Origin of the sequence: Streptococcus halichoeri (assembly GCF_019774635.1) — a bacterium.
In the GTDB taxonomy this organism is placed as follows: Bacteria; Bacillota; Bacilli; order Lactobacillales; family Streptococcaceae; genus Streptococcus; species Streptococcus halichoeri.
Genome location: NZ_CP081502.1, coordinates 35,588 through 49,509, shown reverse-complemented (window position 1 = coordinate 49,509; position 13,922 = coordinate 35,588). Strand labels below are relative to the sequence as shown.

The 13,922-nt window shown below is 38.0% G+C and carries 11 protein-coding genes, 3 pseudogenes and 1 CRISPR repeat array; of the genes and pseudogenes, 6 read left to right on the top strand and 8 right to left on the bottom strand.

All coding sequences use genetic code 11. The annotated features are described in order from the left end of the window. Positions 1-39 precede the first annotated feature (39 nt). The 6 genes and pseudogenes from nagA to K5J94_RS09645 all read left to right on the top strand — a co-directional run. The gene (gene nagA, locus K5J94_RS00265) at positions 40-1,188 is read left to right on the top strand and encodes an N-acetylglucosamine-6-phosphate deacetylase (RefSeq protein WP_221913100.1); all 1,149 of its coding nucleotides are present in this window, start codon (positions 40-42) and stop codon (positions 1,186-1,188) included. 763 nt (positions 1,189-1,951) lie between these two features. After that, the gene (gene cas9 / locus K5J94_RS00260; protein ID WP_221913098.1) at positions 1,952-6,061 is read left to right on the top strand and encodes a type II CRISPR RNA-guided endonuclease Cas9; all 4,110 of its coding nucleotides are present in this window, start codon (positions 1,952-1,954) and stop codon (positions 6,059-6,061) included. Further along, the gene (gene cas1 / locus K5J94_RS00255; RefSeq protein ID WP_159549730.1) at positions 6,061-6,930 is read left to right on the top strand and encodes a type II CRISPR-associated endonuclease Cas1; all 870 of its coding nucleotides are present in this window, start codon (positions 6,061-6,063) and stop codon (positions 6,928-6,930) included. Before cas9 ends, cas1 begins: the two co-directional genes overlap by 1 nt. After that, entirely contained in the window at positions 6,927-7,271 is a 345-nt protein-coding gene (gene cas2, locus K5J94_RS00250) for a CRISPR-associated endonuclease Cas2 (RefSeq protein WP_159544322.1), read from the top strand. The genes cas1 and cas2 overlap by 4 nt, the downstream gene beginning before the upstream one ends. Next, positions 7,258-7,923 (top strand): type II-A CRISPR-associated protein Csn2, encoded by a 666-nt coding sequence (csn2, locus tag K5J94_RS00245; RefSeq protein ID WP_159544509.1) that lies wholly within the window; start codon positions 7,258-7,260, stop codon positions 7,921-7,923. Before cas2 ends, csn2 begins: the two co-directional genes overlap by 14 nt. A 134-nt stretch (positions 7,924-8,057) precedes the next feature. After that, a CRISPR array of direct repeats spans positions 8,058-8,357; the repeat unit is 36 nt; unit sequence GTTTTAGAGCTATGCTGTTTTGAATGGTCCCAAAAC. Positions 8,358-8,626: 269 nt separating this feature from the next. After that, positions 8,627-8,800, top strand: a pseudogene (locus tag K5J94_RS09645) (transposase); the annotation flags it as partial. A gap of 73 nt (positions 8,801-8,873) precedes the next feature. On the opposite strand, the pseudogene K5J94_RS00235 reads toward K5J94_RS09645, so the two are convergent. The 8 genes and pseudogenes from K5J94_RS00235 to K5J94_RS00200 form a co-directional block, all read right to left on the bottom strand. Further along, positions 8,874-10,226 (bottom strand): annotated as a pseudogene (locus K5J94_RS00235) (IS66-like element short variant transposase). After that, on the bottom strand, positions 10,159-10,386 hold the full coding sequence (locus K5J94_RS00230; RefSeq protein WP_221913097.1) for a transposase: 228 nt from the start codon (positions 10,384-10,386) through the stop codon (positions 10,159-10,161). Before K5J94_RS00230 ends, K5J94_RS00235 begins: the two are co-directional and overlap by 68 nt. Positions 10,387-10,436: 50 nt before the next feature. Beyond that, positions 10,437-10,787, bottom strand: a pseudogene (gene tnpB, locus K5J94_RS00225) (IS66 family insertion sequence element accessory protein TnpB). Beyond that, complete coding sequence (locus K5J94_RS00220; protein WP_111713570.1) at positions 10,768-10,953, bottom strand: hypothetical protein; 186 nt, start codon at positions 10,951-10,953, stop codon at positions 10,768-10,770. Before K5J94_RS00220 ends, tnpB begins: the two are co-directional and overlap by 20 nt. 72 nt (positions 10,954-11,025) lie before the next feature. Further along, a complete protein-coding gene (locus K5J94_RS00215) occupies positions 11,026-12,219 on the bottom strand; it encodes a tyrosine-type recombinase/integrase (RefSeq protein ID WP_221913093.1) in 1,194 nt (397 codons plus the stop codon). Positions 12,220-12,397: 178 nt separating this feature from the next. After that, positions 12,398-12,610, bottom strand: coding sequence for a TM2 domain-containing protein (locus K5J94_RS00210; RefSeq protein ID WP_221913091.1), 213 nt, complete (start codon positions 12,608-12,610; stop codon positions 12,398-12,400). Between the two features lie 53 nt (positions 12,611-12,663). After that, the gene (locus K5J94_RS00205; RefSeq protein WP_221913089.1) at positions 12,664-12,840 is read right to left on the bottom strand and encodes a hypothetical protein; all 177 of its coding nucleotides are present in this window, start codon (positions 12,838-12,840) and stop codon (positions 12,664-12,666) included. 64 nt (positions 12,841-12,904) lie between these two features. Further along, complete coding sequence (locus tag K5J94_RS00200) at positions 12,905-13,108, bottom strand: helix-turn-helix domain-containing protein (RefSeq protein ID WP_221913087.1); 204 nt, start codon at positions 13,106-13,108, stop codon at positions 12,905-12,907. Positions 13,109-13,922 lie beyond the last annotated feature (814 nt).

Genomic DNA, 13,922 nt, shown 5'->3' with positions numbered 1-13,922 from the left:
CAAATCAGCGTATAATAATAACCAAAGGGAGGTTTCTTAATGTCACGTTATATTAAGGCTGACTGTTTTTACATGGTTGACCAGGTCAAAGCAGCCGGCTATTTAGAGATTATTGATGGAAAATTTGGCCAGTGGCAAGCCGCTGTTCCAGCGGATGCCGAAATTCTTGATTATTCAGGCTATCAAATCGCACCAGGGCTAGTAGATACGCATATTCACGGTTATGCCGGAGCTGATGTTATGGATAATTCCGCAGAAGGACTTCATCAGATCAGCCAAGGTTTGTTAGCAGCCGGAGTTACGTCATTCTTACCAACCACACTGACATCAGATTTTGAACACCTAAAGAAGATTTCAGCTACGATTGCTTCTGTGGCTGATACAGTAAAAGGGGCGAAGATTCAGGGCATTTACTTTGAAGGGCCTTACTTCACTGAGAAGTATAAAGGCGCCCAAAACCCTAATTACATGAAAAATCCGCAGGTAGATGAGTTTGACGCCTGGCAAGCAGCAGCCCAAGGCTTGATTAAAAAAATCGCTCTCGCCCCGGAACGCCCAGGCGTAGCGGAGTTTGTCTCTGCTGTCACAAAAAAAGGCGTCACGGTTGCACTGGGACATTCAAATGGCACCTATGAGGAAGCCAAAGCTGCCGTAGAAGCAGGTGCCAGTGTCTGGGTTCATGCCTATAATGGCATGCGTGGCTTGACCCACCGTGAACCTGGTATGGTAGGAGCAGTCTACAATCTTCCTGGTACCTATGCCGAGCTCATTTGCGATGGGCACCATGTCTCACCTGTTGCCTGTGATATTCTTATGCAGCAAAAAGGCTATGACCATGTGGCCATGATTACAGATTGCATGCGAGCTGGTGGCGCCCCTGATGGTGACTACCTGCTTGGCGAATTTCCTGTTGTCGTAGAAAATGGCACAGCGCGCTTGAAAGACAGTGGTAATCTTGCTGGCTCCATTTTAAAACTAAAAGATGGTTTAAAAAATGTAGTTGAGTGGGGCCTTGCAACACCTGCGCAAGCCGTTCACATGTGTACCTATGTTCCTGCGGTCTCGGTAGGACTTGCAGATATCTGTGGGCAATTGTCGCCAGGCTATGCTGCTGACTTTATTGTATTAGATAAGGAGCTTGCCTTACAAGCGACCTATTTAAATGGCGAAAAGGTTTATCAAGCTTAAACCTAAGCGATCACTACAATAGAATCACATCTTGTTAGCCCTTAACTAAGAGAAGGTTGAGGGTTAACAACCACTAAAGCATGTTTTCGTCAGAAGAGATGCTTTTTTTGGCTCTATAATTTCTGTAGTGGGTAACACCACTCTGGAGATATAGGCTTTTTTCATGCAGACAAAAAGTTCCATATGACTTATAATGAAAAGCGACAAAACCACTCATTAGAAAGCCTCCTATGGAACAACTTTGACTCATTGTCCGCTTCAAGGAAATAATGAGGATTAAATGAGAAAACAAGCGCTGTGAAAACGCTTGTTTTTAATGTGCATTAGGCGTAAAATAAAAATATAAAAAAGCACCGATTCGGTGCCCACTTTTACAAGCTGTATACGGACTAGCCTTATTTTAACTCGCTATGTTGTTTTGAATGGTTCCAACATGATTATTCTACATCTTTTGTAAGGAATAAGCAAGGAAAAAATCAAAAAAATTCATAAGCACTAAAACACTACATAACACAATCTAAATATTAGCATACAATCTAAATATTATCAAAATAAGATAGCCAAGGGAAGGATTTTGTGTTATAATTGATTTATTGATTATGTTATGTAGTAGGTTGATAAAATGTTGAAAAAAATAAGGAAGTGGTTTGATAGAAAAAGATTAAAGTATATCAAACTTGTCTCAGACGTTGTAAAAAGTATAATTGAACTTGTTGAGATGCTAATGGATTTAATTCAAACATTTTTATTTTAGGAGGCAAAAATGGATAAAAAATACTCAATCGGCTTGGATATCGGTACGAACAGCGTCGGATGGGCAGTAATCACTGATGACTATAAAGTTCCAACCAAGAAAATGAAAGTTCTTGGAAATACTAACAAACAAACTATCAAGAAAAACTTGCTGGGAGCTCTGCTATTTGACAGTGGAGAGACGGCAGAAGCAACTCGTTTCAAACGAACAGCTCGTAGACGATATACCCGTCGCAAGAACCGTATTCGTTATCTACAGGAGATTTTTGCAAATGAGATGGCAAAAGTGGATGACAGTTTCTTCCATCGGCTTGAAGAGTCTTTTTTGGTGGAAGAAGACAAGGACAATGAGCGTCATCCGATTTTTGGAAACGTAGCTGATGAAGTTGCTTATCATGAAAACTATCCAACCATCTATCATTTACGAAAAGAATTAGCCGATTCAACTGAAAAAGCGGATCTGCGATTAATTTATTTAGCAGTAGCGCATATGATTAAGTTTCGGGGACATTTTTTAATCCAGGGAGACTTGAATTCTGACAATAGTGATGTGGAAAAACTCTTCAAACAATTGCTTCATACCTATAACGAATTGTTTGAAGAGCGTCCTCTAGAGGAAATAAAGGTTGATGCCAAAGGAATATTATCAGCTAGATTAAGCAAATCAAGACGTTTAGAAAATCTTATTGCAGCATTTCCAAATGAGAAGAAAAATGGCTTGTTTGGGAATCTCATTGCTTTGTCATTAGGGTTGACTCCGAATTTTAAAGCAAATTTTGATTTGGCTGAGAATGCTAAGTTACAACTTTCAAAAGATTCCTATGATGATGATTTAGACAATTTGTTGGCGCAAATTGGTGATCAGTATGCGGATTTGTTTTTAGCTGCTAAGAAGTTATCAGATGCTATTTTGCTTTCGGGCATTTTAAGGGCAGATAGTGAAGTAACTAAGGCACCGTTATCAGCTTCAATGATCAAACGTTATGACGAACATCATCAAGATTTGGCTTTATTAAAAGTCTTAGTTCGGCAACAACTGCCCAAAAAATATAAAGAAATTTTTTCGGATAAAACGACAAATGGCTATGCTGGCTATATTGATGGAAAGACCAGCCAAGAAGAGTTTTATAAATTTATCAAGCCGATTTTGGAAAAAATGGATGGCACCGAAGAATTACTTGCAAAACTCAATCGTGACGATTTTTTGCGCAAACAACGCACCTTTGATAATGGTTCCATTCCCCACCAAGTTCATTTAGGGGAATTGCATGCCATATTGCGAAGACAAGAAGCCTATTATCCATTTTTAAAGGAAAATCGAGAAAAGATTGAAAAAATCTTGACCTTCCGCATCCCTTATTATGTTGGACCATTAGCGCGCGGCAATAGCCGTTTTGCATGGATGAAGCGGCAAAGAAATGAAGCCATCACGCCATGGAATTTTGAAGATGTTGTCGATAAAGGGACATCTGCCCAATTATTTATTGAGCGGATGACCAATGTTGATGAGCATCTGCCAACTGAAAAAGTCCTGCCAAAACATAGCTTGCTTTATGAATATTTTACGGTTTATAATGAATTGACAAAAGTCAGATATATTACTGACGAAATGCGAAAACCAGAATTTCTTTCAGGTGAGCAGAAGAAAGCCATTGTTGATCTACTCTTCAAAGCAAATCGAAAAGTAACGGTTAAGCAATTAAAAGAAGATTATTTCCAAAAAATAGAATGTTGTGATAGCGTTGAAATTTCAGGAGTTGAAGACCGATTCAATGCGTCACTAGGCACCTACCATGATTTGCTAAAAATTATTAAAGATAAAGAATTTTTGGACAATGACGAAAATGAAGACATCTTAGAGGATATTGTTTTAACCTTAACCTTATTTGAAGATAAGGAAATGATTGAGGAACGACTTAAAAAATATGCTCACCTCTTTGATGATAAGGTGATGAAACAGCTGAAACGTCGCCATTATACTGGCTGGGGTCGCTTGTCGAAAAAACTGATTAATGGTATTAAGGATAAACAATCTGGCAAAACAATATTAGATTTTTTGAAATCAGACGGGTTTGCCAATCGAAACTTTATGCAGCTTATCCATGATGACAGTTTGACCTTTGTGGATGACATCAAGGCTGCTAATGAAGAGGCATTTGAGCAAAAAGATAGCCTAAAAGAGCAAATCAGTGCCTTGGCTGGCAGCCCTGCTATCAAAAAAGGCATTTTACAAACTGTCAAAATCGTTGATGAGATAATTAAGGTCATGGGCCACAAGCCAGAAAATATCGTTATTGAAATGGCACGGGAAAATCAAACGACTCAACAAGGGCAACGACGTTCACGGGAGCGAATGAAACGTATTGAAGAGGGGATGAAAGAATTAAGGAGTGATATTTTAGAGGAGCATCCTGTTGAAAATGCTCAATTGCAAGATGAAAAACGCTATCTCTATTACTTGCAAAATGGAAAAGATATGTATGTGGATCAAGAATTGGATATTGATCATTTGAGCGATTACGACGTCGATCACATCATTCCCCAAAGTTTTATTAAAGATGATTCGATAGACAATAAGGTATTAACACGTTCTGATAAAAATCGTGGGAAATCTGATGACGTTCCAAGCGAAGCCGTTGTCAAGAAGATGAAATCCTACTGGCGTCGGTTGTTAAAAGCTAAGTTGATTTCTCAGCGCAAATTTGATAATTTAACCAAGGCAGAAAGAGGCGGTTTGAGTGAAGCGGATAAAGCTGGTTTTATCAAACGCCAATTGGTTGAAACCCGTCAAATTACTAAACACGTGGCTCAAATTTTGGATAGTCGCATGAATACTAAACATGGTGAAAATGATAAACCTATTCGAGATGTGAAGATTATCACCCTAAAATCCAAACTCGTCTCTGACTTTAGAAAAGATTTTCAATTCTATAAAGTACGTGAGATTAACAATTACCATCATGCCCATGATGCTTACCTTAATGCCGTCGTTGGAACAGCTCTGATTAAAAAATATCCCAAACTGGAATCGGAGTTTGTCTATGGAGATTATAAAGTCTATGATGTCCGGAAAATGATTGGTAAGTCTGAGCAAGAAATAGGCAAAGCGACCGCAAAGCGATTCTTTTATTCCAATATTATGAATTTCTTCAAAACAGAAATTACACTTGCAAATGGAGAGATTCGCAAACGCCCTCTAATCGAAACTAATGAGGAAACTGGAGAAATTGTCTGGGATAAGGAGAAAGATTTTGCTACAGTGCGCAAAGTATTGTCCATGCCCCAAGTCACTATTGTCAAGAAAACAGAAGTGCAGACAGGTGGCTTCTCAAAAGAATCCATTTTGCCAAAGGGAGAATCAGCAAAATTAATCCCCCGTAAAAAAGGTTGGGATACGACAAAGTATGGAGGCTTTGATAGCCCAACAGTTGCTTACTCAGTACTAGTCATTGCAAAGGTGGAAAAAGGGAAAACGAAAAAACTAAAACCCGTTAAAGAGCTGGTTGGCATCACAATAATGGAAAGAAATTCCTTTGAAAAAGATTCGGTTAGTTTTTTAGAAGCTAAAGGATACAAGGAAGTTAGAAAAGACCTAATCATTAAATTGCCTAAATATAGCCTTTTTGAATTAGAAAATGGCCGCAGACGGCTGCTAGCCAGTGCCACAGAATTACAAAAAGGAAATGAACTGGCTCTGCCAAGCAAATATGTGCATTTTCTATATCTAGCCAGCCACTATGACACTTTAAAAGGTAGCCCAGAAGATAATAAACAAAAACAATTGTTTGTGGATCAGCATCAGTATTATTTAGATGAAATTATTGATTGGATTAGTCACTTTTCAAAGCGCGTCATTTTAGCAGATGCCAATTTAGATAAGCTACGTGCAACCTATGAGAAAAATACCCATCTTCCAATTAGTGAGCAGGCTGACAGTATGCTAAATGCCTTTACCTTTTCAAGACTAGGAGCTCCAGCTGCTTTTAAATTCTTTAATACAACCATTGATCGTAAACGTTATACTTCTACCAAAGAAATCTTAGATTCTACCCTTATCCATCAATCAATCACGGGTCTTTATGAAACACGTCTTGATTTGAATCAATTAGGAGGTGACTGATGGCTGGTTGGCGTACTGTTGTGGTAAATACCCACTCGAAATTATCTTATAAGAATAATCATCTGATTTTTAAGGATGCCTATAAAACAGAGCTGATCCATTTATCAGAAATTGATATTTTGTTATTAGAAACGACGGATATTGTCTTGTCCACTATGCTGGTAAAACGGCTAGTGGATGAGAATGTCCTTGTCATATTCTGTGATGATAAACGATTACCAACAGCTATGCTGATGCCTTTTTATGGTCGTCATGATTCGAGTTTACAGCTTGGGAAACAAATGTCCTGGCCAGAAGCAGTCAAATCGGAGGTTTGGACGACGATTATTGCTCAAAAGATTTTGAATCAATCTTGCTATCTAGGAGCATGCTCCTATTTTGAAAAATCCCAATCTATTATGGATTTATATCATGGTTTGGAAAATTTTGATCCGAGTAATCGCGAAGGGCATGCAGCGAGAATTTATTTTAATACACTTTTTGGGAACGATTTCTCAAGAGATTTGGAGCATCCAATCAATGCAGGTCTGGATTATGGTTATACCTTATTATTGAGTATGTTTGCGCGTGAAGTGGTTGTCTCTGGATGTATGACTCAATTTGGGCTCAAACACGCCAATCAGTTTAACCAGTTCAATTTTGCTAGCGATATTATGGAACCATTTAGGCCTTTGGTGGATAAGATTGTTTTTGAAAATCGAAATCAACCTTTTCCAAAAATAAAAAGAGAGTTATTCACTTTATTTTCTGATACCTTTTTATACAACGGTAAAGAGATGTATCTCACCAATATTGTCAGTGATTATACTAAGAAAGTCATTAAAGCACTTAATAATGATGGGAAGGGAGTTCCTGAGTTTAGGATATGAGTTACCGCTATATGAGAATGCTACTTATGTTTGATATGCCAACGGACACAGCGGATGAACGTAAGGCTTATAGAAAATTTAGAAAGTTTTTGTTATCTGAGGGGTTTATCATGCATCAATTTTCTATTTATAGCAAGCTTTTGCTCAACAGTACTGCAAACAATGCTATGATTGGACGATTACGAGAAAATAATCCTAAAAAAGGAAATATTACGTTGCTAACAGTGACAGAAAAACAGTTTGCTAGGATGATTTATCTACATGGTGAGAAAAACAGTTGCATCGCAAATACAGATAATCGTTTAGTTTTTCTAGGGGAGGCTTATGATGGTGATGATTAACTTTTCACTATTGGATGAACCCTTAACCATTAAAGCAATGACAACTTTGGTTGTTCAAGACGTTAGTGTATTTTCCTCCCTAATAAGGCAATGCTATCAGTACGGGGAAACAAATGAGCTTCAATTATTTGATACCAAGTTAAAAGCATTAAAAGAATCAGAAGTCATGCTTATTACTGACATTTTGGGCTATGATGTCAATGCACCAGCTATTTTGAAAATGATTCATGCTGATTTAGAAGAGAGTTTTAATAGCCAACCTGAAGTAAAGTCAATGATTGAAAAACTAGCAGCAACTATAACAGAATTAATCGCCTTTGAATGTCTAGAGAACGAATTGGACTTGGAATATGACGAAATTACTATCTTGGAACTTATAAAGGCTTTAGGGGTTAAGGTGGAAACACAGAGTGATACTATTTTTGACAAGTGTTTGGAGATTTTACAAGTTTTCAAATACCTGTCTAAAAAGAAACTCTTAATTTTTGTGAATTGCGGCTCCTATCTTACCAAAGAAGAACTCTTGAAGCTGAGAGAATATATTGAATTATCTCAGCAAACGGTCCTCTTATTAGAGCCAAGAAGTTTGTATGATATTCCGCAATATGTTCTAGATGAAGACTATTTTTTGATAGCAGAAAACATGCCATAGTCTAGCTTCTAAAAACCTTGATTTCATAAGGCTTTTGCCGTATAATAGTGCTATGAACGGGCGATTCAAAACTGAAGTCCAGCTAAGACGAGTAGCGCGATTACGAAAAATTGTGGACAAACCCTGTCTACGAGGTTTTAGAGCTATGCTGTTTTGAATGGTCCCAAAACAATCGCCCCCATAAGCTCGCTGTTATTGCTGTTTTAGAGCTATGCTGTTTTGAATGGTCCCAAAACTCATGCTCTTGAGAAAAATCGTTATGTTTCGTTTTAGAGCTATGCTGTTTTGAATGGTCCCAAAACCGTTCAAGCTTGGACGAGGTGATTCTGTAAGTTTTAGAGCTATGCTGTTTTGAATGGTCCCAAAACGTTGTCAGCTAGTTATCAAGCTGGTATCGAGTTTTAGAGCTATGCTGTTTTGAATGGTCCCAAAACCCAACCAATCTCAAGTTGATTATCTTTAATGTTTTAGAGCTATGAAAACTTTTTATTTATGATATAATTGTTTATGTGTTAATACGTGCTTTTTAAGCGCGTGTTTTTTTATTTTTAAAACATTTTCTGCGTATTTTAGCGCGCTTTTTCACCTGCAAGAGAAAAACCCTGACCATTTCTTTGGCCTGATAACAGAGGATTACCCCAACCTCAATCAAGCTTTCAAGACAGCCCTCCATACCCTTGTTCGCTACAAACCATATGTCACTAATGCCATCCTGCTGCCTTATTCGAACGCCAAACTTGAGGCGACAAACAAACTGATCAAAGATATTAAGCGCAATGCCTTTGGTTTTCGGAACTTTGAAAACTTTAAAACAAGAATTCTTATCGCTTTGAACATAGTAAAAGAGAAGACGAATTTCGTCTCCTCTCGCGCTTAGTTATAAGGTAAGCGTCCAATAACAAGGTGTATTGAAAACCTCCAAAGTTTCGAATTGACTCTGGAGGTTTTGATTAGTGACAATTTGTTTGTACTTCTTTAGCCCATGGCAAATAAGCTTCTAGCACTTCTCTTTTAGCGAGAGTTTCTTCATTAGGAAGGCGGTCTAGAAGGTAGTTAATATATTTTTCGGAGTTCAGTCTATGTCGCTTAGCCGTTTCAAGCAAACTCATGATGATAGCTGCCGCTTTGGCTCCTTCAAAACTTTGAGAAAATAACCAATTTTTTCGGCCCATCACTAAGGATTTGATAGCTCTCTCTGCCATATTATTAGACAGGACAAGATGGCCATCCTCCAAAATTGTTTTAAAGGTCTTCTCATATTTTAAACTGTAGTCCAAAGCACGTCCCAACTTTGATCCTGGAAGGACAACCTGCTCGCGACACCAGTCAAAAAAGGTAGCCATTAATGGCGCCAAGGCTTTTTTGCGTTTAACCAGACGCTCTTGTGGGGATAACTCACACCATTCAGCTTCTAAGGCGAACAGCTTGTCACAGTAAACAAGTCCTTTACGCCCTAGAGAAGTCTTATCAGCTTGCTTCGGGGTGGCCTCAAAGAACTTCCGCCTCACATGTGCCCAACAACCAACAAGCTTGGCATGCTCTAATTGACGATAAGCCCCATGCATATCACAATGCACATAACCTGAGTAATCGCCGAGAACCTCTTGAGTAACGAGGCCGCTACGCCTTTTATCATGATGGTAAAGGGTAATCCCTTTTTTCTCATGCTTACCAGACAAAAAAGTCCAGTAATAGGTCAACTGTGTGTCACTTTCAAGAACTCTATAAGATGTCTCATCCGCATGAATGACCTCTTGACTTAATAAGATGTCACGAAGCAAGTCATAAAGAGGCTCAAAATAATACTGGCTAGACTTGATGTGCCAGTTAGCGATTTCCTTGCGACTAATGGACAGTCCTCATTTATTCCAATCCTCTTCCTGTCTGTAGTTAGGAACTTTAAGGGTGAACTTTTGATGAATGGTATGGGCAATAATAGAAGCCGAACCAAGGCTATGAGCTAATGGTTCCTTAGGAACAGGCGCTTTGATGATCTTGTCACTGAGGCTATTATCGCTACAAGTTTGGCACTTATAAGCGTGTTGCACATGATTTATACGTTTCAATTGTGCTGGGATAAAGACTAATTCTTGACGTTGAACCACCGAGCCAATTTCTGTCAATGTTCCATGACAATCCGGACAAGTACAGCTGTCACCAATTAAGTCGTGGTGAACAAGCTCAGGTTCAAACTGAGCTAGAATAGCTTGACGTCTTCCTTTGATTTTCTTGCGTCTATAAGTAATGGCTTCTGTTTCTACTGGGTAAGTCATCCGCTTCTTCTGGTAATTGGTCCTGGTCAAAGAGACTGAGTTGACCGGTCATAGGCATAGCTTTTTCAGAAGATTTCCCATAAAGCTTTTGCGTTAAATAAGCCACTTGTTCACGCAGGAGGGCTAGCTCATTAGCCATTGTTTCAATGGTTTTGGCTTGTGTTTTAATGACTTTATCTAGTGAACTCATGGTCTTCCTCCTGATATTTTCTTCATTATACCTGAAGAAAAGCCATAAGTTCAATAGAAATCACGACTTTTTGAAATTTTTATGTTAGGACTAATGGAAAATCCCTTCATAAGCCAGTCCACCTGTACAGCTGTCAAGCATTTGACCTCATCACTATTTCTTGGCCAGGCTAGTTTCCCATTTTCAAAGCGTTTTAAAGTAACCAGAAACCTTGACCATCCCAGTAAAGCGCTTTGAACCGATCACGTCGCCCACCACAGAAAGAGATAAACAGCACCTGAAAAGGGATCTAACTCATGTTGGGATTTGACAAGATAGGCTAGGGAATCAATGCCTTGTCGCATATCTGTTTTTCCACAAACCAGATAAACTTGTCCTAGGTCATTTAGCCGAATGGTCATCGTTCAGTACCTTATCCAAAATGCTTTCCAACAAGTCCTGATTGAGTGCTTGAAATAAACTAAGTTCCAGTTTTCCAAGGCGAACTTTAAGCAAGATATCATTTCTGTTTTTCTTCTCAAATCGACGAGATTGGGGAACTTCCAAAGGAACAATAGGGTGTGACATTTAAATTATCCTCCGATAGACTAGTTTTACTAACAGTATACTGGAGGATTGAGAATCACGGTAGATACCCTGTTATTGGACGCTTACGTTTGTCGGGGAATTTAGGTGGGAAATTTTGTTATCTAAAAAAGCTGAAAATGTGTCTGTCACTTGAGCAGATAGTTCATCATGTACATGATTATATTTATCTGTCATATATATTTTTGTGTGGCCCAGCGCTTTACTAAGAGCCTCGATAGGAACCCCAGCAATAATGCTCTGAGTTGTAAAAAAGTGTCTCATCATGTGAGGAGTAACACGAAAACCAACAACTTTGTTAATTTTTTCGAATTGATCGTTGAGCCGGTTTGGATTAATGAGTGTTCCATTTTCTTTAATACTTATATAATCACGCTCTTTATCTTTGATGATAGAAAGTCGTTTCTTGATAGCAGTCGCATTGTCTCTCAGAAACAGTAGTAACTCAGTGCCTTTGACATCTAGCATGACATACCTTTCTGACTCTTTTGTTTTAAGCCCGTGCCTGCCGTTTTGAGTATGATTGCTTCTACTGTCACGCAATTTAAGTATTGCACGACCGTCGCTGTGCAAAAGTATATCCATATGCCTAATCCCAAAAATCTCACCTCTGCGCAGACCAAAAAGTGTGAGATAAGTCAGTGAAAAAAAGACTTTATCCATCATCTGTTCAGCCTTTGCAAACCAAATTTGAAACTGTTCCATAGTAACTTTTTTGTTTTTTGGCGGTATGGCACTTTCACCAATATAGACACCTTTGAGACGATTTGCTGGAATATTACCATTTAAAACAGCATCATTCAGCAGTGTCATAAAGCAATTATTGATTGCTTTAACGGACTCCTTAGGCTTTGTCAGCAGCATGTTAGCTAGATAAATCTCATAGTCGTTGCGATTAAGATTGCGCAGTTTAACACTTCCGTACTCTTTTAAAATATTGCTTCTTATCAGACTTTTGTAAGTCTCTTCTGTGTTTGGTGTCCAACGTTTTGTGGCTACACGTTTTTCATGGAAAATTTCCCAATAATCAGCGACTGTAATGTTAGTATTGACACCTAGACTGTTTTCATGAATTTGTTTTTCGATTTCTGTTAATGCAGCACGAGCTTCAGAAACAGTTTTAAGTCCGCTCTTTGTGACTTCTTTTTTCTTCCCTTGAAAAAAATAGCAGCGTCGGATATAGTAACGTTTACCTTTTAATGTTTCGTACCAAAAAATGTTTGGATATTTTGTTTTTGTATATTTCATTTTATTCTCCTTAGTTTGCTTCTGGACAAGGTCTTAACTTTAGAGAATGTTTGCATCACCTCCTAAAAATGATATAATTAAAGTATAAGAAAGTGAGCTATTTAAAGCTTACTTCTTATTGATTGCATATTGCCTCACGCTCGTACCGACCAAAGTTGAGCGTGGGGCTTTTTTATTTTTAAACTGTAATCCTGCCAAACTCGTCAGCTCGCTTTCCTAACGCATTAAGTGCCTCGAACAATGCGATAATGGCAGGAATGAGAGATACAGAAAAGACTAGATAAAGCAATCCACTACCGATTTTTCCGGCGTAAAACTTATGAGCTCCAACCCCTCCTAAAAAAAGTGCTAATAATATATATGCAGTTTTGTTTACTTTGTTGCCATTCATATTTCTATCTCCTTCCGCCAGCTTTTAACGCGGTTCAGGCTTTGCGCGTATTTTTATATCATCTTTTTAAATTCTTCTATGACAATAGCCTCGTCTGTCAGCGTTTTGAGTCGGTATTTGTCCATAAAACGCTTGTAATTGAAGTCTTCTTCAACGTCTTCTCTGTCGATACCAGCTTTTCTCGTTTTAAGATTGATGTAATATTCAACGATAATTTCCCTTTTAATCATTCTGGTACTCCTCTGTTTGTTGTTTTTCTTTATGATTATATTATATCTAAAATTAGATATAATGTCAACACTTTTTATTTATTTTTTTTTGAATTTCTTCGGAATATTTTGTTAGCTTGCTTGCGACTTCTAAAGAGATATTTCCAAGTTTTATTCTACCATTTTTTAAAGACGATAATTTAGACTGAGTTACCCCAGTAGCTTTTGCTATTGAGTATTGTGTAGCATTATCGAGTAACCATTCTATTTTTTTACTATCTGCTTTCATTTTCTTTTATCTCCTGCGTATAATGCGACAATAATTGCTAAGAGTGCCACAATAAATAGCTTACTCATTGATTTTCTCCTTATCGTTTTATATAATGATAGTAAAGAGGAGTTGCACCTCCTCTTTACTATCTAGCGTTTACCTTTTTCTTTTTCGGGATTTTGGTTGGCGCTTTTTCTTATACTCTAGCCAAGCCCTTGTTTCTTTTGAAACTGCTGTAGCTAGACCAAGAACTACCGTAGCCCTTGCTAGCCATTCATCAAAATGGTTCATTTCTTAACCTCCTTTCATCTTTATGATTACATTATATCTAATTTTAGATATAATGTCAACACTTTTTCAAAATTTTTTAGGACTCTTTTACGGCGTATTAAGTAGAAATAATGTAACAAAAAAGACCTTGTCCAGAAAGGTCGCGGTATGGTCGGGGGCGTGTGGTTTAAGATATTGATATAACGCTCTTTTTGTTTGCGAGCTATGCTGTTTTGAATGGTCCCAAAACAGAAAATTGCGTAATATAACCACGAGGATTGTTTTAGAGCTATGCTGTTTTAAATGGTCTTGAACGAAGTGTTAGCTCCGCCTTTCCCCTTTTGATTGCTAAAACTAAAAATAAATTTGAAAACCTCTTGACAAAGTGCCAGAAAGTGAGTATACTAAGAAAGTTGTCAGCTGATTAGCGCAAGTATCAATAAAAAGTAAAAAAAGTTATTGACAAAGCCTTAAGAAGCTGATAGAATAAAGAAGTTGCCTCGCAAGAGGGGAAAGACCTTTGAGAACTGAATAAGACGAACCAAAAAGTGAAGAGGGGTTT